Origin of the sequence: Cytobacillus sp. FSL W7-1323 (assembly GCF_038595015.1) — a bacterium.
GTDB classification, from domain to species: domain Bacteria; phylum Bacillota; class Bacilli; order Bacillales; family Cytobacillaceae; genus Cytobacillus; species Cytobacillus kochii.
The window spans coordinates 3,343,803-3,362,958 of record NZ_CP151998.1; the positions used below are offsets into that span (position 1 = coordinate 3,343,803).

At 37.0% G+C, this 19,156-nt stretch carries 15 protein-coding genes and 1 riboswitch; of the genes, 1 reads left to right on the forward strand and 14 read right to left on the reverse strand.

Translation table 11 applies throughout. From position 1 onward, the window contains the following. Positions 1-80: 80 nt before the first annotated feature. A riboswitch (Lysine riboswitch) is annotated at positions 81-261 on the reverse strand. Between the two features lie 69 nt (positions 262-330). The 12 genes from uvrC to zapA all read right to left on the reverse strand — a co-directional run bounded on the left by uvrC (position 331) and on the right by zapA (position 14,085). Next, the gene (gene uvrC, locus MKX67_RS16880) at positions 331-2,103 is read right to left on the reverse strand and encodes an excinuclease ABC subunit UvrC (RefSeq protein ID WP_095372347.1); all 1,773 of its coding nucleotides are present in this window, start codon (positions 2,101-2,103) and stop codon (positions 331-333) included. A 142-nt stretch (positions 2,104-2,245) separates the two neighbouring features. Continuing rightward, positions 2,246-2,563 (reverse strand): thioredoxin, encoded by a 318-nt coding sequence (gene trxA / locus MKX67_RS16885; protein ID WP_095372346.1) that lies wholly within the window; start codon positions 2,561-2,563, stop codon positions 2,246-2,248. Between the two features lie 230 nt (positions 2,564-2,793). Then, positions 2,794-3,771, reverse strand: coding sequence for an electron transfer flavoprotein subunit alpha/FixB family protein (locus MKX67_RS16890; RefSeq protein ID WP_340975837.1), 978 nt, complete (start codon positions 3,769-3,771; stop codon positions 2,794-2,796). Between the two features lie 39 nt (positions 3,772-3,810). After that, positions 3,811-4,584 carry an electron transfer flavoprotein subunit beta/FixA family protein gene (locus MKX67_RS16895; protein WP_095372344.1) on the reverse strand — a complete coding sequence of 258 codons (774 nt, stop codon included), beginning with the start codon at positions 4,582-4,584 and terminating at the stop codon, positions 3,811-3,813. Between the two features lie 211 nt (positions 4,585-4,795). Further along, positions 4,796-5,569, reverse strand: a complete 774-nt coding sequence (locus tag MKX67_RS16900) for an enoyl-CoA hydratase (RefSeq protein ID WP_342488475.1) — start codon at positions 5,567-5,569, stop codon at positions 4,796-4,798. A 28-nt stretch (positions 5,570-5,597) separates the two neighbouring features. Then, positions 5,598-6,182, reverse strand: coding sequence for a TetR/AcrR family transcriptional regulator (locus tag MKX67_RS16905; RefSeq protein WP_340975840.1), 585 nt, complete (start codon positions 6,180-6,182; stop codon positions 5,598-5,600). Between the two features lie 234 nt (positions 6,183-6,416). Continuing rightward, complete coding sequence (locus MKX67_RS16910; RefSeq protein WP_322909656.1) at positions 6,417-8,123, reverse strand: AMP-binding protein; 1,707 nt, start codon at positions 8,121-8,123, stop codon at positions 6,417-6,419. A 380-nt stretch (positions 8,124-8,503) separates the two neighbouring features. Continuing rightward, on the reverse strand, positions 8,504-8,911 hold the full coding sequence (locus MKX67_RS16915) for a DUF350 domain-containing protein (protein WP_095372340.1): 408 nt from the start codon (positions 8,909-8,911) through the stop codon (positions 8,504-8,506). A 76-nt stretch (positions 8,912-8,987) separates the two neighbouring features. Further along, on the reverse strand, positions 8,988-11,345 hold the full coding sequence (locus MKX67_RS16920; protein ID WP_307312691.1) for an endonuclease MutS2: 2,358 nt from the start codon (positions 11,343-11,345) through the stop codon (positions 8,988-8,990). 40 nt (positions 11,346-11,385) lie between these two features. Beyond that, the gene (polX, locus tag MKX67_RS16925) at positions 11,386-13,104 is read right to left on the reverse strand and encodes a DNA polymerase/3'-5' exonuclease PolX (protein WP_342488478.1); all 1,719 of its coding nucleotides are present in this window, start codon (positions 13,102-13,104) and stop codon (positions 11,386-11,388) included. A gap of 172 nt (positions 13,105-13,276) precedes the next feature. Continuing rightward, on the reverse strand, positions 13,277-13,816 hold the full coding sequence (locus tag MKX67_RS16930) for a CvpA family protein (protein ID WP_095372338.1): 540 nt from the start codon (positions 13,814-13,816) through the stop codon (positions 13,277-13,279). Positions 13,817-13,824: 8 nt separating this feature from the next. Next, positions 13,825-14,085 carry a cell division protein ZapA gene (gene zapA, locus MKX67_RS16935; protein ID WP_095373635.1) on the reverse strand — a complete coding sequence of 87 codons (261 nt, stop codon included), beginning with the start codon at positions 14,083-14,085 and terminating at the stop codon, positions 13,825-13,827. A 113-nt stretch (positions 14,086-14,198) separates the two neighbouring features. On the opposite strand from zapA, the gene rnhC reads away from it, so the two are divergent. Beyond that, a complete protein-coding gene (gene rnhC / locus MKX67_RS16940) occupies positions 14,199-15,146 on the forward strand; it encodes a ribonuclease HIII (protein WP_342489283.1) in 948 nt (315 codons plus the stop codon). A gap of 253 nt (positions 15,147-15,399) precedes the next feature. On the opposite strand, the gene pheT is transcribed toward rnhC, so the two are convergent. Both pheT and pheS read right to left on the reverse strand, forming a co-directional pair. Beyond that, on the reverse strand, positions 15,400-17,814 hold the full coding sequence (gene pheT / locus MKX67_RS16945) for a phenylalanine--tRNA ligase subunit beta (protein WP_341051722.1): 2,415 nt from the start codon (positions 17,812-17,814) through the stop codon (positions 15,400-15,402). 17 nt (positions 17,815-17,831) lie between these two features. Continuing rightward, positions 17,832-18,869, reverse strand: a complete 1,038-nt coding sequence (gene pheS / locus MKX67_RS16950; RefSeq protein ID WP_307312687.1) for a phenylalanine--tRNA ligase subunit alpha — start codon at positions 18,867-18,869, stop codon at positions 17,832-17,834. Positions 18,870-19,156 lie beyond the last annotated feature (287 nt).

Consider the following 19,156-nt stretch of genomic DNA (forward strand, 5'->3'; position numbering starts at 1 on the left):
TATTCGGCATAAAAAAAAGCAATGAGATGAAACCCATCCCATTGCTGTGTAGTCAAACGTATGAACAATCTACGTACACACAGTGAGATAGCCCTCCAAGACAGATAGTCTTGACAATCCTGCATTTATTCAATGCAGAACCAGCGAAGAAAATATTGAGTCTTTCTTCACTTCGGCGAATATTCCCTTTCAAAGTCCTTCAAACGAAGCTCAATCTTCTAAGGAACTTTTACTAATGAAACTCGCACCTCTACCTTCACTTTCAAGTTAAAAAGTGATTTGATATAAAGTTAAAAACACTATACCATATTTGTTTTTTTCAGACAATGTCTATTCATGTAACTTTTCATAAAGTTCTTGTGCAACTTTTAATGGTAAGCCAGATTCCCTAAGGTCTTCTACACTAGCTGATTTCATTTTTTTTACAGAACCAAAATCTTTTAATAACTGCTTTTTTCTTTTTTCCCCAATACCATCAATTTCATCAAGAAGTGACTGAAATGCACTCTTTCCACGAACTTGTCTATGAAATGTAATCGCAAATCGATGCACTTCATCTTGAATACGTTGTAATAAATAAAATTCCTGGCTATTTCGAGCGAGGGGAATGATCATTAATGGATTTCCATAAAGAAGTTGAGATGTTTTATGCTTATCATCTTTGACTAATCCTGCTAGTGGAATATCTAAACCGAGTTCATTCTCAAGCACATCTCGAACGACTTCAACATGTCCTTTTCCACCATCAATGATAATTAAATCAGGTAGGGGTAGCCCTTCTTTTAAAACCCGGCTATATCTCCGTCTCGTCACTTCCCTCATAGATTCATAATCATCTGGTCCTTTAACTGACTTAATCTTATATTTCCGATACTCCCTTTTTGCAGGCTTACCATCGATAAAGACAATCATTGCTGAGACAGCATCGGTACCCTGGATATTGGAGTTATCAAAAGCTTCAATGCGATAGGGTGTGTAAATTCCTAGCTCCTCACCTAAGCTTTCTATTGCATTCACCGTTCTTTTCTCATCACGTTCAATAAGCGAGAATTTTTCTTTTAAAGCAATCTTTGCATTTTTATAGGCAAGTTTCACTAGTTCTTTTTTTCTCCCTCTTTGAGGAATAAATATTTTTACATCCAAAAGCTGCTCAGCCATCGTCACATCAACAGAGTCTGGCAAGTAAATTTCCTTTGGTTTAAAATGATTAGCTTGTTCATAAAAACGGCCGAGATAGGTGAGCATCTCTTCTTCAGGCTCATTATAGATTGGAAACATAGATACATCTCTTTCAATAAGTTTCCCTTGCCTAATAAAAAATACTTGTACACACATCCAACCCTTATCAACCGCATAAGCAAACACATCTCGGTCAGTAAAATCCGTCATTGTAATCTTTTGTTTTTCCATCGTCGTTTCTATATGGATAATTTTATCTCTGAAATCCTTTGCTTTCTCAAACTCTAGCGCTGCGGACGCTTCTTCCATTTTCGTTGAAAGTTCTTTTTTGATTTCTTTATAACCACCATTTAAGAAACGAGTAATCTCATCTGTCATTTGTTTGTATGTGTCAGATTTTACTTCATTTACACAAGGAGCTAGACATTGTCCGATATGGTAGTATAGACAAACTCTATCTGGTAAGGTGTTACATTTTCTTAAAGGATAAAGGCGATCTAATAATCTTTTTGTTTCATTGGCCGCCTGCACATTTGGATATGGCCCAAAATATTTCCCTTTGTCTTTTTTTACTTTTCTCGTGGTAATTAATCTCGGATGTCTTTCATTTGTTAATTTAATAAAAGGATAACTTTTATCATCCTTTAGCATGACATTATATTTGGGATCATGCTTTTTAATTAAATTTAACTCTAATAATAACGCTTCCATATCGGAAGAGGTCACGATATATTCAAAATCGTCAATTTCATTTACAAGCCTTAATGTCTTTCCATCATGTGAACCGGTAAAATAGGACTTAACCCGATTACGAAGCACTTTCGCCTTACCGACATAAATAATTGTCCCTTGGCGATCTTTCATTAAATAACAACCTGGTTGAGCTGGTAATAAAGGTAATTTATTTTTTATATTATCATTCATAGTTAGCTGTCACATCCATACCTAAAAAGAATATCATTGCAGGAGGAAACCATACCCTTCTTACTGATTTTGCCATACTTGTACTGTAAAAAAAACCCCGATCTTCTAAAAGTAGAAGCCGGGGTTTGTTTTATGGTACTTCTTATGCACCATGTTTTTGAAGCAATTCAACTAATGCTTCTTTCGGTTGGAAACCAACCACTTTATCTACTTCTGCACCATCTTTAAACACGATGAGAGTCGGGATGCTCATAACTCCAAATTTACCAGCAGTTTCTTGGTTATCGTCAACATCAAGTTTAACGATTTTTACTTTATCTCCCATTTCTCCATCAATTTCCTCAAGAACTGGTCCAATCATTTTACAAGGTCCGCACCATGGTGCCCAGAAGTCTGCAAGTACAAGACCTGAACCAGTTTCAGCAGTAAAGTTTTGATCTGTTGCATGTGTGATAGCCATAATATTTATATCCTCCTAATAAATAACTAAAAAATCTTATCGAAAGTATATCATCGATTAATAATGGATGCTATTATTTTGCTCGTATAGATTACCCATTTTTTTATTGTATCATACTGAACCTTTAAAAAGGATTCAATGTCTATATTATTCAACATTAATCTTTTTGCCAACATAGTAAAGAAGCGAGTAGTAAAATTCTACCCGCTCATATCAGATGTAAACGAAAATTATGCATTTACAAGTAATTCTTTAAACTCTTTTGTTAGTAATGGAAGGACTTCGAATAAGTCGCCCACAATACCATAATCCGCTACTTTAAAAATATTCGCTTCTGGATCTTTGTTGATGGCAACAATAATCTTTGAATTGGACATCCCAGCTAAATGTTGAATCGCACCAGATATACCGCAAGCGATATAAAGGTCAGGTGTAACTACTTTACCTGTTTGGCCGATTTGAAGTGAGTAATCACAGTAGTCTGCATCGCATGCGCCACGTGAAGCTCCAACAGCACCACCAAGGACATCTGCCAATTCTTTTAACGGCTCGAAACCTTCTTCACTTTTCACACCGCGTCCACCAGCAACAATGACTTTCGCTTCAGAAAGGTCTACACCTTCTGTTGCTTTTCGTACAACTTCCTTGATGACTTGACGCAAGTTTTTAACTTCTACAGATAAAGATGAAACATCTCCATTTCTACTTTCATCTTTTTCAAGTGGTGCAATGTTATTAGGACGAATAGTAGCGAAAAGAAGTCCATCTGTTACAATTTTCTTTTCAAATGCTTTTCCAGAGTAAATCGGACGAGTAAAGACTAAGTTACCACCCTCAACTTCTAGCTCTGTTACATCAGAGATAAGACCGGATTCTAACTTTGCCGCAATCTTCGGTGCAAGATCTTTACCTTGAGCAGTATGTCCGAAAATAATTCCTTCAGGATCTTCTTGATCAATAACGGCAAGTAAGGCTTGAGAATAACCGTCAGATGTATATTGTTTTAACAGTTCATCCTCAACTGTTACCACTCGGTCAGCTCCATACTGAATGAATTCAGCTCCTAAAGCGCTTACAGAATCACCAAATAATACACCTACAACTTCTCCACCTTCAGCAGATGTTTTTGCTGCAGCAACTGCTTCAAAAGAAACATTTCGCAATGAACCTTCTCTTACTTCACCTAATACTAAAACTTTTCTAGCCATTATTATACCCCCAACGTTTTTATTCTTTTATGCTCACTATTAGACAACTTTTGCTTCGTTATGAAGTAGACTGACTAATTCTTTTACTTGATCCTCTAATTCACCTTCAAGCACTTTTCCAGCTTCTTTTTTCGGTGGTAGGGAAATTTCAATTGTCTTTGTTTTCGCTTCTACATCATCTTCGTCTAAATCAAGATCGTCTAATTCAATTTCGTCTAAAGGTTTTTTCTTTGCTTTCATAATCCCTGGTAAAGAAGGGTAGCGCGGTTCATTTAAACCTTGTTGTGCAGTGACAAGTAATGGTAGAGAAGTCTCAATTACTTCAGAATCACCTTCTACATCACGAACAACTGTAGCTGTTGTACCTTCAATATCTAACTTAGTGATGGTTGTGATATAAGGAATAGCTAATAACTCCGCTACGCGTGGGCCAACTTGACCTGATCCACCATCGATTGCTACATTCCCACCAATAATCAAATCAACCTCTTTATCTTTAAGGAATTCAGCTAAAATTTTTGAAGTCGTAAACTGATCTCCTTCTTCAACGTCATCTTCTGTATTAATCAGTACTGCTTTATCAGCACCCATCGCTAATGCTGTACGAAGTTGTTTCTCGGCTTCTTCTGTCCCTACAGAAACAACCGTTACTTCACCACCATGTTCATCACGAACTTGGATTGCTTCCTCAATTGCGTATTCATCGTAAGGGTTGATGATGAATTCTGCTCCATCTTCATTAATTTTACCGCCTGAAATCGTGATCTTTTCTTCTGTATCAAATGTTCTTTTCATTAGTACATAGATGTTCATGGTTTCGCCTCCTAATTTTACAAACATTCCATTGCTTCATAAGATTTTGACAAATAAAACTAAATTGTTGACTGAGCGTATGCTCAGTCTTACAATAACCTATTCCCAAAAATGCTTTTCAAATCGATTATTATTTAACAATTTAAATTATTAAATCTATTATAATAGATTATAAACAAAATTGGTAATGAAAACGTTTATATTTAAAAAATTATTTTCCTGAGAAAACTGGATTTCGCTTTTCAACAAAAGCAGAAATACCTTCCTTTGCATCCTCACTTACGAAAACTTGACCAAAAAGTTCTGCTTCCTTTTTCACCCCATCATAATAACGGTTGGATTTACTATAATTCAGTAATTCTAATGTTGCACCGACAGATACTGGGCTCTTTTTGGCGATTTTTTGTGCCATTGAATAGGCATTTTCTAACAGCTTTTCTTCAGGGTAAGCATGATTGGCTAAACCGAGTTGTACAGCTTCTAACCCCGTAATTGGATCACTCGTTAAAATCATTTCAGCTGCTTTTGCCGTTCCAACAAAACGAGGTAATCGTTGTGTACCAGCAAACCCAGGAATTAATCCAAGCTGCAATTCTGGTAGTCCCATTTTTGTATTCTCAGCAACTAAGCGAATATGACAACTCATTGCAAGTTCCAAACCTCCACCTAAAGCTGCACCATGAAGGGCTGCAATAATAGGTTTCTTGAAGGTTTCTATTCTCTCAAAGAGCCCTTGTCCATTTTCTGCTAGATGTGAGAAACCTTCACCACTTTCGATAGAAGTAAATTCCTTAATATCTGCTCCAGCAGAGAAGAAGCGGCCTTCTCCATGAATGAGGATCACCCTAATTTCTTGGTTTGGCTCAATCTGATCCAGTACTTCACCTAACTCCTCAATCAACCCAGATGATAGTGCATTGGCAGGAGGGCGATTAATGGTAATTGTTGCAACTTCATTATCAATCTTCCAATTTAAGTATTCCACTTTTTCTTACCTCCATTATTATTTTTAATTATTGGCTTTTGCACCCACTGATTAAAAGACGATGAACTTCGGGCGCTAACGCAGTTAAATCGTATTTTTGATCATTCATCACCCATGTTGTTGCAGTTTCATCCATTGTCCCAAAGATCATCTGTCTAGCTAATCGGACATCGAGATTACTAGCAAACTCACCCATTTTTTTTCCTTCGAGTAAGATTGAATCGATTAAGCCTAAATAACCTTTTAAGATTGCATTAATTTTTTGCCGTAAATCGATATTCGATTGCCTTAGTTCTAATTGTGTCACGATAGCTAAATGTTTGTCTTGAGATAAAATATGAAAGTGGGTTTCGACCATCATTAATAACTTCTCTGCTGCTCTTACTTTTCCTGCTATTTTCTCCTCAATCATTTCAACAAAGTGACCCATTTTGTTTTCAAAGAGGGAAATTAAGATATCTTCTTTGTTCTTAAAATATAAATAAATCGTCCCATCAGCCACGCCTGCCTGTTTGGCAATCTTTGAAACTTGTGATTGATGGTAGCCATTCTCAGCAATGACTATCACTGCCGCATCAATAATCTGTCTGTATTTTGGTTTGTTCTTCTTCAAAATCATTCTCCCCCTATATTACTCTTGCTCCTAACAAAGAGTATACCGGAATGGAGATACTCGTTTCCACCTAATCAACAGAACAACCATTCCGAATGATAAAAATGAATGAATAGTCATTCATAAAATTATATTATTATCTAATGATTGTTCTGTCAAGAAACTTTGCATAATTATTATGTTTTTAAGGTGGACAAGCTCTAGGTTTCAAAAAGAATGAGCCACTTGGCCCGATTATTTGATCGCCTCATTTTGCTCTTCAGCAAATTTCTTTTTATCTTCCTCAATTAAAGCTCTTCTCAGTATTTTTCCTACTGCTGTTTTAGGTAGTTCCTCACGAAATTCATAAATTCTCGGTACCTTATAAGCAGCTAAGTGTTTTCTAGCAAACTCATTTAATTCATCTTCTGTAATATGGACACCCTCTTTTTTAACAATATAAGCTTTAACTGTTTCTCCTCGGTAAGGGTGGGGCACGCCAGCTGCTACTACTTCCTGGACTGCTTCATGCTCATATAACACTTCTTCTATCTCTCTTGGATAAATATTAAATCCACCGGCGATAATCATATCTTTCTTGCGGTCAACCACATAAAAATAACCATTTTCATCCATATACCCTAAATCCCCTGTTAATAACCAGCCGTCTTTTAATGTTTGTTCCGTATCATCTGGACGGTTCCAATAGCCTTTCATGACTTGTGGACCTTTTACACAAATCTCTCCAATTTCACCAACAGGTAAAAATTCGCCATTTTCAGTAGACATAATTTTTGCATCAGTGTCTGGCCAAGGAATCCCAATACTTCCCTTTACTCTCGGTTCATCCCAAAGGAAATTAGCATGTGTCACAGGTGAAGACTCTGTTAGCCCATATCCTTCTACTAATTTACCGCCAGTGATTTCTTCAAATTTTTGTTGGACCTCAACAGGTAGTGCCGCTGATCCACTGATACAGGAATCGATGGAAGAAAGGTCAAATTCTTTAATTTTAGGGTGATTCAATAATCCAATATAAATGGTCGGAGCACCTGGGAAAAGTGTTGGCTTTTGCTTCTGAATGGTCTTCAAGGTTGTTTCAACATCAAACTTTGGTAGTAAAACCATTTTGTTAGCTTCCATAATTGTTAAGATCATAACAGTTGTCATACCATATACATGGAAAAATGGCAATATCCCTAGAATAACCTCTTCGCCCTTTTTCGTTTGATATAACCATGCTTTACACATTGCAGCATTGGATACTAAATTTTTGTGGGTAAGCATAACTCCTTTCGGAAATCCAGTCGTCCCACCTGTATATTGTAATAGTGCTAAATCTTCATTGAATTCTATATCATATGTTTGAACTGGTCTTGCTTCACCTTTTAATATTTCTGTTAATAAGTGATAATTGCCTTCATGTCTGACATTGACTGATAAGCCATATTGCTTTTTCTGAATAAATGGATACACAATATTTTTTGGAAATGGTAAAAAGTCCTTGATAGCGGTTACAATTACATGTTTCAATTCTGTTTGAGGTAGTATTTTAGTCACTCTTGGAAAAAGTATATCCATTGTGATAATCGCAATCGCTCCTGAATCCTTCATTTGGAATTCAAGTTCTCTTTCCATATAAAGTGGATTTGTTTGGACCACCACTCCTCCTGCGAATAGAACACCATAATAACTTATGACTGACTGCGGGGTATTAGGTAACATGATAGCGACTCGATCGCCTTTCGTTATTCCGATACTTTGCAGGTAGCCTGCAACTTTTAGAGCGGATTCATAGACATAACGATACGTAAATTCTTTCCCCATAAAGTGAATGGCTTTTTTTTCAGGGAACTCATTTGCGGCAGCAACTAAAAACTCCTGAACAGGCTGTTCTGGATAGGCAAGTGTTGATGGGATTTCATTAGGGTACAGCTTCAGCCACGGTTTTTCTTCAGACATTTACGACCCTCCCCAAATATTATATTTTTAGAACATTTAAAATTGTTCACTTTTTATTATAATATACACTTGTAAGCAAGACAAATGAAATTATATAAATCTGTGCCTTATTTCCTAAAGATGCCTCTTTATCTTATGCTAAATAGCACAAACCATAGCCACCATGAGGGAAGGAGAAAAGTTGTATGAGTAAATAAAGTATGGCGCTCTTTGACTTAAAAAAAACTAGACAACCATTCGTTGTATTCCACATACGAATAATTGTCTAAATCTAATTAATGAATCAATTCCTTTATATCATAAAGATGACGCCCGCTAAGATAAATAATACGCATAATACAAGTAATATTTTTGCTAATCTCTCCATTCAATTACGCTCCCTAAGATATGCTCGCACCAATAATATAAGAAATTCCGATAGATAATATCATAGATATCAGTCCAACAGCAATATTATTATTTTGTATTTCATCATCTACTTTTATTTTCGGACTCATGAATTCAAAAACAAAATAAGCGACTAACAATAAAATAAAACCGAACACACCCCAACCAATCATGACAAGTAAATGATCATTATGCATAATCGAATGACGAAACACATTTGCTATCCCAAAAATCTTACCACCTGTAGCCATTGCCACAGCAACATTTCCTTTTTTAATCTCTTCCCAATTCTTATATTTCGTTACAAGCTCAAATACTGCTAAAAAGACAATCATACATAGAATAACCACACTAAAGTAGGCAGCGGTATGAACAAATTCATTTTCCCAAAACTGATTCATTTTATGTTCTCCCCAAAAATTTTTAATGAATTCTTTTTGTGCTTACATGTTTTTTCATCCATGTGTAAGATAATCGCTATTTAAATTCTACCACAGTCACACCAGTTCCACCTTCACCAGCTTCCCCAAAACGAATAGATTTGACCGAACGGTGATTTCGTAAATACTCTTGCACACCTTGCCTTAGAGCACCCGTGCCTTTTCCGTGAATGATAGACACGCGCGGATAACCTGCTAGAAGAGCATCATCAATATATTTCTCGACTCTCAAAAGAGCGTTTTCATATCTTTCGCCTCTGAGGTCAAGCTCCAAACTAACATGATAATCTTTTCCTTTTACAGTTGCCATTGGTTTTGTTTCCACCGGCTTAGTTGTTTTAATAAACTCTAAATCTTTTTCTTCCACCTTCATTTTTAAAATGCCGATTTGGACACTCCATTCCTTTTCAGCTAGTTTTTCTAATAGCTGGCCTTTTTGACCGAAACTTAATACCTTTACTTCATCTCCAGGCTGGAATTGATGAGTTTGATTTGCACTTTTTTTCTTTTGCTTCTTCACTATTTCAGGTGCGGCGTCAGATAGACGTTTTCTTGCTTCAATCAGTTCATGCTCTTTAACTTCTGCATGCTTTTCTATGCGCATTTGTCTAAGTTCGCTAATAATGCTTTCTGCTTCTTCTTTCGCTTTCTCTACAATAGATGCGGCTTCTTCCTTTGCTTTTTGTTCTAGCCCATCTTTTTCTTCATAGTAGGAAACCATTTGTTTTTGCAAATCTTTATGAAGCTTCTCAGCGTTTTTTAATAATGCATATGCTTCTTCACGCTCTGCCTCCGCTTGCTTTTTACTACTTTCCAATGAGGCAATCATATTTTCTACTTTGTTACTATCAGCACTTATATATTCCTTGGCATTGGTAATTACACTTTCATTTAAACCAAGTCGTCCTGAAATTTCAAAAGCATTACTGCGACCAGGAACGCCAATCAATAATTTATAAGTAGGACTCAACGTTTCTACATTAAATTCAACACTGGCATTTACAACCCCCTCACGATTGTAACCATAGGCTTTTAACTCGGGATAATGGGTTGTTGCAATGACTTTAGCTCCTCTGTTATACACTTCATCTAAAATAGAAATGGCTAAAGCTGCCCCTTCTTGCGGGTCTGTTCCTGCACCTAATTCATCAAAAAGGACTAAACTATTACCGTCCACTTTTTCTAAAATATCAACTATATTGACCATATGTGACGAGAAAGTACTTAAACTCTGTTCAATTGACTGTTCATCACCGATATCAGCATAAACAGCGCCAAATACCGCTACTTCTGACCCGTCTAAAGCAGGAATTTGTAGTCCTGCCTGTGCCATCAATGTAGAAAGACCAACTGTTTTTAATGTGACTGTCTTACCACCTGTATTCGGTCCCGTAATAACGATGGAAGAATAGGCTTCTCCCATCGTTATATCGTTCGCTACGACTTCATTGGCTGGAATCAATGGATGACGAGCTTTGAAAAGCCTAATATGACCTTTGTCGTTTACAGATGGTTTACTTGCCTTTATGCTCTTTCCATATCTTGCTTTTGTGAACATAAAATCCATTTCACCTAAAACATAAACAATAGTTTGTAGTTCATTATTATACTCATTCGTTAATAATGATAGCTGAATCAGGATCTTCTCAATTTCTTGCTGCTCTTTTACCCTGATATTTTGTAATTCATTATTTAGTTGGACAATAGACTGTGGTTCTATAAATAATGTCTGCCCAGAAGAACTTTGATCATGAATAATACCACCATAATGACCACGATATTCTTGTTTAACAGGAATAACGAAACGATCATTACGAATAGTAATAATCGCATCAGAAAGCATTTTCTGTGCGCTGGACGAACGAATCATTGATTCTAATTTATCTCGTACCCGACTCTCTCTCGTTCTTAATTGTGTCCTTAATTGGCGTAAGTTTTCACTCGCACTATCAAGTACATCTCCATTTTCGTCAATGCTATTTCTAATCGCCGTTTCTAGCTCAGCTAGAACAATGATTTTTTCGCTATAGCTGAACAAGATTGGTATTTCATTTTCTTCTTCATCAGCAAAATCTTCAATGAAACGCTTCATTTGTCGACTTACATGAATCGTACTGGCTATTTGCATCAGTTCATGGGGACTCAACATTGCACCAATCTTTGTTCGTTTTAAGTGAGGAGTAATGTCAAAAATCCCCCCTAAAGGTACACTACCTCTCATACGTAACACTTGAGCTGCTTCATCCGTTTCGTTTTGCAACTTAATCACTTCGGAAAAATCTGTTGACGGTACTAAATCTTCCGCTTTTTTCTTCCCAAGGCTTGAGGACACATAGGTTAAAAGCTGTTCTTTCACTTTATGAAATTCGAGCATTTTCAAAATTCTATCTTGCATGAAGTAATCCCCCTTCATTTTCCGTATCTATCCGCTCTCTTTACTTACGATTCTTTAAAAACTGTAATAAATCATCGGCTTCAAATGTATTAAGCACCGTATCTTTTAATAACCATGCTTTTTTTGCTGCTGATACACCCACTTCCATATGATCGAGTGTTTCTGTTTTATGAGCATCCGTATTAATGACAATCTTCACATTAGATTCTTGTGCTAATTTTAATGCTTCTGTTGCAAGGTCTAACCGATTCGGGTTAGCATTTAATTCAAGTACCGTATTGGTTTCTTTTGCTAATGCAATTAATTTCTCAATGTTGACTGCATAACCATCCCGTCTCCCAATCAACCGCCCTGTCGGATGAGCAATAATATCAACATGTGGGTTTCTCATCGCATTTTCTAATCGGTGCATGATTTGCTCTTCTGATTGTGAAAAAGCTGAATGAATAGAAGCAATAACAATATCCATCTCTTTCAACACATCATCTTCATAATCTAGGGAACCATCCGGTAAAATATCCATTTCTATCCCCGACAAAACTTGAAAATCATCATATTTTTCATTGATTTCGTGAATGATTTCTTTTTGTTTTAATAACCGTTCTTTTGTTAATCCATTCGCTACTTTTAAATATTGCGAATGATCCGTAATAGCCATATAACGATAACCCTTTGTGCGACAGGTAGCAATCATCTCTTCAATGGAATTAGCACCATCACTCCATGTTGTATGCATATGAAGATCGCCCTTGATATCTTCGTTTTCTATAAGTGGCGTGTTTGCAGTATATGTCTCAACTTCCTTACCATCTTCACGAATTTCAGGAGGAAACAAAGGTAATTTAAAATGAGCATAAAAATCTTCTTCTGTTTGGAACGTTTTAATCGTTCCTTTTTCTATATCTTCTACACCATACTCACTGATTTTTTCTCCCCGTTCCTTCGCCAATTGACGCATACGAACATTATGGTCTTTAGAACCGGTAAAATGGTGAAGTGTAGAAGCAAACTCTTCAGGAGTTACAATTCTAAAATCAACAGAGACATCATATTTTTCTGCAAGCACTACAGAAACTTTTGTTTCTCCTGCCGCAATCACTTCTTTAATCTCACCTATCTGTAAAAGCTGTTCTTTCACTGAAGCAGGAACCGTTGTTGAAATAATAAAGTCCAAATCTTTAATCGTTTCTCTCATTCTTCTAATACTACCTGCTCGAGAAAAACGGTCGATATCTATAAATGAAGATAGAAATCCTTCAATTTTCTCAGCAATCGGTAGCATAAAAGCAAGAGGCAAGCGTTCCGGTCTAGTACCCACATTAGCTAATGCTTCGAGAATTTTTTCTTCTGTTTTCTTTCCAAATCCGGCTAAAGCTTGTACTTGATGATCATTACAAGCTGTCCTTAAATCTTCAGCATTCTTAACCCCAAGCTCTTTATACAATTTAGCAATTTTTTTACCACCTAAACCCGGCAATTGCAAAAGTGGAATCAAACCTGCTGGTACTTCCTTCTTTAATTCATCAAGTGCAGTAGTTGTGCCTTCTTCTACAAACTCTGTGATAACTGCAGAAGTACCCTTACCAATACCAGGTAACTTGGTATAATCCTCTATTTCATCCAACGTTAAATCACTTGTCTCTAACGCCGTTGCTGCTTTACGAAAGGCAGCCGTTTTAAAAGGGTTCTCGCCCTTTAACTCCATATAAATAGCAATCGTTTCTAATAAATGAACAACATCCTTTTTATTAATTGTCATAAGTGTATCGCCTCATTTACATTCATATTTTCTTAGTCTTTCCCGTTTTCTTACTACCTATAAAATCATACAATATTTCCACCGTTCCAGACAGTCCGCCTCTTATTGGTGACCTATCAAAAAAAAAGATTGGCTTTAAATAAAGAAAACTTCTCTTCCTAAGGTAGAGAAGTTAAGAAGCTACATAATCAATCCATAACTCTTTTATCTGCTGGGAAAACACTGGTGTGTGCTCAATAATAAAGTTTGCCATAAACGAGCCGTCTAGAGTTGACTGCACACTATCTATTGGTAATAATGCTGCTATGTATAATAAGATAAACATGATAAGATAAACTTCTATAAATCCTAAAATACTTCCAGCCCAACTGTTTAATTGTTTTAATATCGGAAAACTTGCGAGAAAATCTAGCATACTGCCGATAATTTGTAATACAATCTTAACTGCAAAGAAAATGATTGCAAATGCAATTGCGCGATAATAAGCTGTCTCTAAGTCTGTGTTACCTAAAATCGTTTCAAGCTGTGAATTCCCGAAGTTCGGATATGGAATCCATAAGGTTAATTTAGGAGCTAAAGGCTCATAGTATAGTCTTGCCACAACGAAGGCGACAATAAAGCCTAATAGATGGATAGCTTGAAGAATTAATCCTCTTCGTAGACCTATGAAAAACCCGAAGATTAACATGATAATAATGGCAAGATCAAGCATAATTCGTGTCAGTCCTTTACTCTATTTAATTCTTCTTTAAGACGTTCTACTTCGTCTTTAAGTTTCAAATAATCGTTCATTGTGTTCACAGCTGTTAAAACAGCAAGTTTACTAATATCGAGCGAAGGATTCTTTGCACTAATATCTCTCATTGTTTCATCCACCATGGATGCAACTAAACGGATGTGGCTGGAGCTCTCCGTGCCGACAATTGTATACGGGATACCATATATATCAACCCTTGTCCGGTTTTTATCAGTATTTGACAACATACAAGCCCCCATTCTGAAGAATCCTAAACATTATCATAACACGAACCATTTTTTGAGGGAAGTCAAAGCTTGTCAAAAAGACAGAGGAATTGTCAAAATAGGAGGAATCAATTATGAGTCAAATAGTATTAAAAAAATCTACAGCAGAACTTCAACTAATGAAAACACATTACCAAGCTCTACTATCACCGAAACAGCCTCCCGGTAGTATTTTCACTGCCAAAACAAACAATTGTACAATTACTGCCTACAAATCAGGTAAAGTATTATTTCAAGGAGCAGGCTGTCAATCAGAAGCTGATAAATGGGGGGGCTCTAATAGCGAAGTCGCACCGAAAAAGAAAGCCAGCTCGCCAAAAGGATCCAAATTACCGGATCATTTTGCATCCCTATCAGTTGTGGGCTCAGATGAAGTTGGGACAGGAGATTACTTTGGACCAATGACTGTAGTAGCAGCTTATGTAAGTGCAACAAACATCCCACTATTAAAAGAGCTTGGCGTGCAAGACTCTAAGAATTTAAATGATCAGAGAATTATCCAAATCGCTAAACAAATTAAAGATGTCATTCCCTTTAGTTTACTTACACTACATAATGAAAAATATAACAACATGCAACAAAAAGGAATGTCTCAAGGAAAACTAAAAGCTCTCCTTCATAACCAAGCTATTAATAGTGTGCTTGAAAAAATGTCTCCAGAGAAGCCAGACGCCGTCTTAATCGATCAATTTGCTCAAGAAGGAGTATATTATAATTATTTAAAATCTCAAGCCAATATACAAAGAGAAAATGTATATTTCAGTACGAAAGGTGAATCTGTACATATCGCTGTCGCAGCTGCATCAATCCTTGCACGCTATGCGTTTCTCCTTCGTTTCGAGGAATTAAGTAAAAAGGCTGGCTTTCCACTAACAAAAGGTGCCGGCCCTAAGGTTGACGAATGCGGTGCGAAATTAATACATATCCATGGTGAAGATTCTCTAACGCGCTTTGTGAAACTGCATTTTGCTAACACCGATAAAGCAAAAGCTCTTTATAGAAAGAAGTATAAAGCATAAAGCAATAGGGCTCCGCTCTTTTATGAAGAGCGGATTTCTACTTTTACTAGCGCCTCTCAAGCTCTCAGCTTGTGTTCTACTTCTAATACAGGGCGCTTCTTCTGGGACCAGTGATTCCTCATCTTACCACTATCTTACTCTTATTTCTTCCTATATTTATAGTCTCTTAAATAGTAATTTTTCTTTTCAACTACACTGTACAAAAAAAGTGATACTACCGAAAAATAACAGTAAGTATCACTTTGATGATTATTTATCCACGAAGGACAGCACCAGTTTTTTCTTCTAATGCTTTTAACACTTTGTCATGGGCTTTTACAACATCTTCATCTGTAAGAGTCCGTTCTGGATCAAAATATTTCAGTGAATAGGCAATTGATTTTTTACCTTCTTCCATTCGATCTCCTTCATATAAATCAAATACATGAACGTCTTTTAGTAATTTGCCGCCTGCTTCACGAATGACAGTACTTAATGCTTGAGCTGTCGTTGTTTGATCGACCACTAAAGCAATATCTCTCGTAATAGATGGGTAACGAGGAATAGCTTCATAGCGTAAAGGTTTAATTTCAGCATGTAATAATTTCTCTAATGATAATTCAAAAACATACGTTTCTTTTAAGTCTAATTCTTTTTCAACATTCGGATGAACTTGACCAATAAACCCTATACTCGTTTCATTTAGAAATACTTCTGCTGAGCGACCTGGATGTAGTCCGTCTTTCTCAAATTTGGCAAACGTGATTTGTTCTAACAAACCAAGTTTACTAAATAATCCTTCTAGAATTCCTTTCAGAACAAAGAAATCAACTGGCTTTTTCTCCCCTTGCCATTGATGTAACTCCCATAAACCTGTAATGGCCGCAGCTAAATGTTCTTTTTCCTCAGGCAACTCATTCTCAGCTGTACGTAAGAAAACAGAGCCTGTTTCGTAAATAGCAGTAGCGTCAATTTGTCTCGCACTATTATATTTAAGGACTTCTAGTAAATGCGGAGTTAAGCTAAGCCGTAACACACTACGCTCTTCACTCATCGGCATCGCAAGCTTAATTGGGTCTCTAGCTTCTAAGGAGTAGTTTTGCGCTTTATCTTCACTCGTTAATGAGTAAGTGATGGCTTGATATAATCCCGCCCCTTCCAAGTATTGACGAACGATACGTCGTTTCTTTTGATAAGGCGTTAAACTACCTGCTGAAGCCGTCCCACCGGGCAATGTTGAAGCAAGATTATCGTATCCGTATAGGCGACCCACTTCTTCTACAAGATCCTCTTCTATTGTAATATCACCACGTCTTGTTGGCACTGTTACTGTAATTTCATTCTCTTCAACCACTGTCGTGAATTGCAATCTTTCTAAAATATCTTTTGCTTCACTCACTAGTAACGATGTTCCAAGGACACGATTGATTTTATCAATGGTAATGGTGATAACAGCAGGTTCTACTTTTAACGTGTCAACCTCTACTGATCCCTCTAATACTTCTCCGCCTGCGTATTGCGTGAGTAATTGCGCTGCTCTTTCTGCTGCTGGACGAACACGCTGTGGATCAACACCTTTTTCATAACGCGCACTCGCTTCACTCCTTAATCCGTGATCTTTCGAGGACTTTCTAATCGCACCTCCAGTGAAATAAGCTGATTCAAGTAGTACGGTCGTTGTTTCATTACCAACTTCTGAATTCGCTCCACCCATTACACCAGCTAAAGCAACTGGTACTTCCCCATTTGTGATAACTAGGTGATCTGTTGTTAATTCTCTCTCAGCATCATCAAGCGTAGTGATTTTTTCACCTTGGTTGGCACGGCGAACAAGAATCTCTTTCGAACCTAGGCGATCATAATCAAACGCGTGTAAAGGCTGACCGTATTCAAGCAAAATATAGTTCGTAATATCAACAACATTATTATGTGGACGAATACCAGCTGCTGTTAAACGAGCTTGTAACCATAGTGGTGACGGAGCGATTTTTACATTTTTAATTACTTTAGCGACATATAATGGGTTATCATCTGCTGCTTCTACATTTACAGTGATGTAATCAGCGGCCCTCTCAGAAACAGTCTCTACCTTTGTCTGCGGTAACTTCACATCTTTTTCTAAAATAGCAGCGACTTCATAGGCAACACCAAGCATACTTTGGCAATCTGCACGGTTCGGTGTTAACCCTAGTTCTAATACTTGATCATCTCTGTGCAATTGCTCTAATGCATTGGTTCCAAGCTCTGTATCTGCTGGAAACACATAGATACCTTCACTATAATCTTTAGCGACTAGCTTACTTTCAAAGCCTAGTTCTTGAAGAGAACAAATCATACCATTCGAAGCTTCACCACGTAATTTTGCTTTTTTAATTTTAAAATTCCCCGGTAATACTGCACCTACAGTTGCAACTGCTACCTTTTGTCCTTTATCAACATTAGGAGCCCCACAAATGATTTGCACAAGTTCGCCATCGCCAAGGTCTACTTGACAAATATTTAATTTATCAGCACTTGGATGTTTCTGTTTTTCAGATACATAGCCGACGACGACACCCTTAATTCCTTCATCAAGTGTCTCTACACCTTCAACTTCGATTCCGCTCTTTGTGATCTTCTCTGCTAATTCTTCTGGTGTAATCCCAGATAAGTCAACATATTCTTGTAACCATTTATATGAAACGTACATATCGTTGTCCTCCCCCTTTATTCATGAATTGAGAATTGCTTTAAGAATCTACTATCATTTGTATAGAAATGACGAATATCATCGACACCGTATTTTAACATGGCAATACGCTCAGCTCCCATGCCAAAGGCAAAACCTGTATATTTTTTAGAATCAAATCCTGCCATTTCAAGGACATTTGGGTGTACCATTCCTGCACCTAAGATCTCAATCCAACCGGTTTTTTTACATACATTACAGCCTTTTCCAGAACAAATCATACAAGAAATATCCATTTCTACAGATGGCTCAGTAAATGGGAAGAAACTTGGACGAAGGCGAATTTCTCTCTCTTCACCAAACATTTTTTTCGCAAATACTTCTAGCGTACCCTTTAAGTCTGTCATACGAATATTTTCATCTATCACAAGTCCTTCAATTTGCATAAATTGATGAGAGTGAGTCGCATCATCATTATCACGACGGAATACTTTTCCTGGACAAATGATTTTCACTGGACCTTTCCCCTCATGCTTTTCCATCGTTCTAGCTTGCACAGGCGAAGTATGTGTGCGTAATAAAATATCCTCTGTAATATAGAATGAATCTTGCATATCACGTGCAGGGTGACCTTTTGGTAAGTTCAATGCTTCAAAATTATAATAATCCTTCTCCACTTCTGGTCCTTCCGCTACGGTATAGCCCATTCCAATGAATAAGTCCTCAATTTCTTCAACAACCCTTGTTAATGAATGATGATTACCGGTATGTACAGGACGACCTGGTAATGTCACATCAATCGTTTCTGCAGCAAGCTTAGCTTGAATTTGCGCTTCTTCTAACTGCACTTGTTTTGCCGTTATTCCTTGCGTAATTTGATCACGCACTTCATTTGCTAATGCACCCATTTTCGGACGTTCTTCTGCAGAAAGTTTCCCCATTCCTTTTAGTACTTCTGTGATCGGGCCTTTCTTACCTAAATAAGCAACGCGGATATCATTTAATTCTTTTAAATCCATTGCCGCAGAAACCTTCTCTAACGCTTCTGCTTGCAATTCTTTTAAACGCTCTTGCATCTTGAAACTCCTCCTTTTAATACTTTTTTGACAAAATAAAAAACCTTATCCCATGAAAGGGACGAGGTTTGGAATCGCGGTACCACCCTTTTTAATACAACAATAAAAAACATGCTATATTCGCTTCATTTCGATAACGGCAAAAAGCCGGTGCATCTTTACATCGAAAATATTCGATGGTCCCGATGTCTGCTCAAGAGCTGAAATTTCGAGTAAGTCGCTCATAAAAATGCTTTCAGTCTCAGGCATTTTCTCCCTATTATGAACAAAACATACTTTACTTTGTC

Excerpts from the sequence above, each read along its gene's own strand:
- uvrC (WP_095372347.1), bottom strand. The coding sequence starts at position 2,103 with ATGAATGATAATATAAAAAATAAATTACCTTTATTACCAGCTCAACCA.
- trxA (WP_095372346.1), bottom strand. The coding sequence starts at position 2,563 with ATGGCTATCACACATGCAACAGATCAAAACTTTACTGCTGAAACTGGT.
- MKX67_RS16890 (WP_340975837.1), bottom strand. The coding sequence starts at position 3,771 with ATGGCTAGAAAAGTTTTAGTATTAGGTGAAGTAAGAGAAGGTTCATTG.
- MKX67_RS16895 (WP_095372344.1), bottom strand. The coding sequence starts at position 4,584 with ATGAACATCTATGTACTAATGAAAAGAACATTTGATACAGAAGAAAAG.
- MKX67_RS16910 (WP_322909656.1), bottom strand. The coding sequence starts at position 8,123 with ATGTCTGAAGAAAAACCGTGGCTGAAGCTGTACCCTAATGAAATCCCA.
- MKX67_RS16915 (WP_095372340.1), bottom strand. The coding sequence starts at position 8,911 with ATGAATCAGTTTTGGGAAAATGAATTTGTTCATACCGCTGCCTACTTT.
- MKX67_RS16920 (WP_307312691.1), bottom strand. The coding sequence starts at position 11,345 with ATGCAAGATAGAATTTTGAAAATGCTCGAATTTCATAAAGTGAAAGAA.
- polX (WP_342488478.1), bottom strand. The coding sequence starts at position 13,104 with ATGACAATTAATAAAAAGGATGTTGTTCATTTATTAGAAACGATTGCT.
- MKX67_RS16930 (WP_095372338.1), bottom strand. The coding sequence starts at position 13,816 with ATGCTTGATCTTGCCATTATTATCATGTTAATCTTCGGGTTTTTCATA.
- pheT (WP_341051722.1), bottom strand. The coding sequence starts at position 17,814 with ATGTACGTTTCATATAAATGGTTACAAGAATATGTTGACTTATCTGGG.
- pheS (WP_307312687.1), bottom strand. The coding sequence starts at position 18,869 with ATGCAAGAGCGTTTAAAAGAATTGCAAGCAGAAGCGTTAGAGAAGGTT.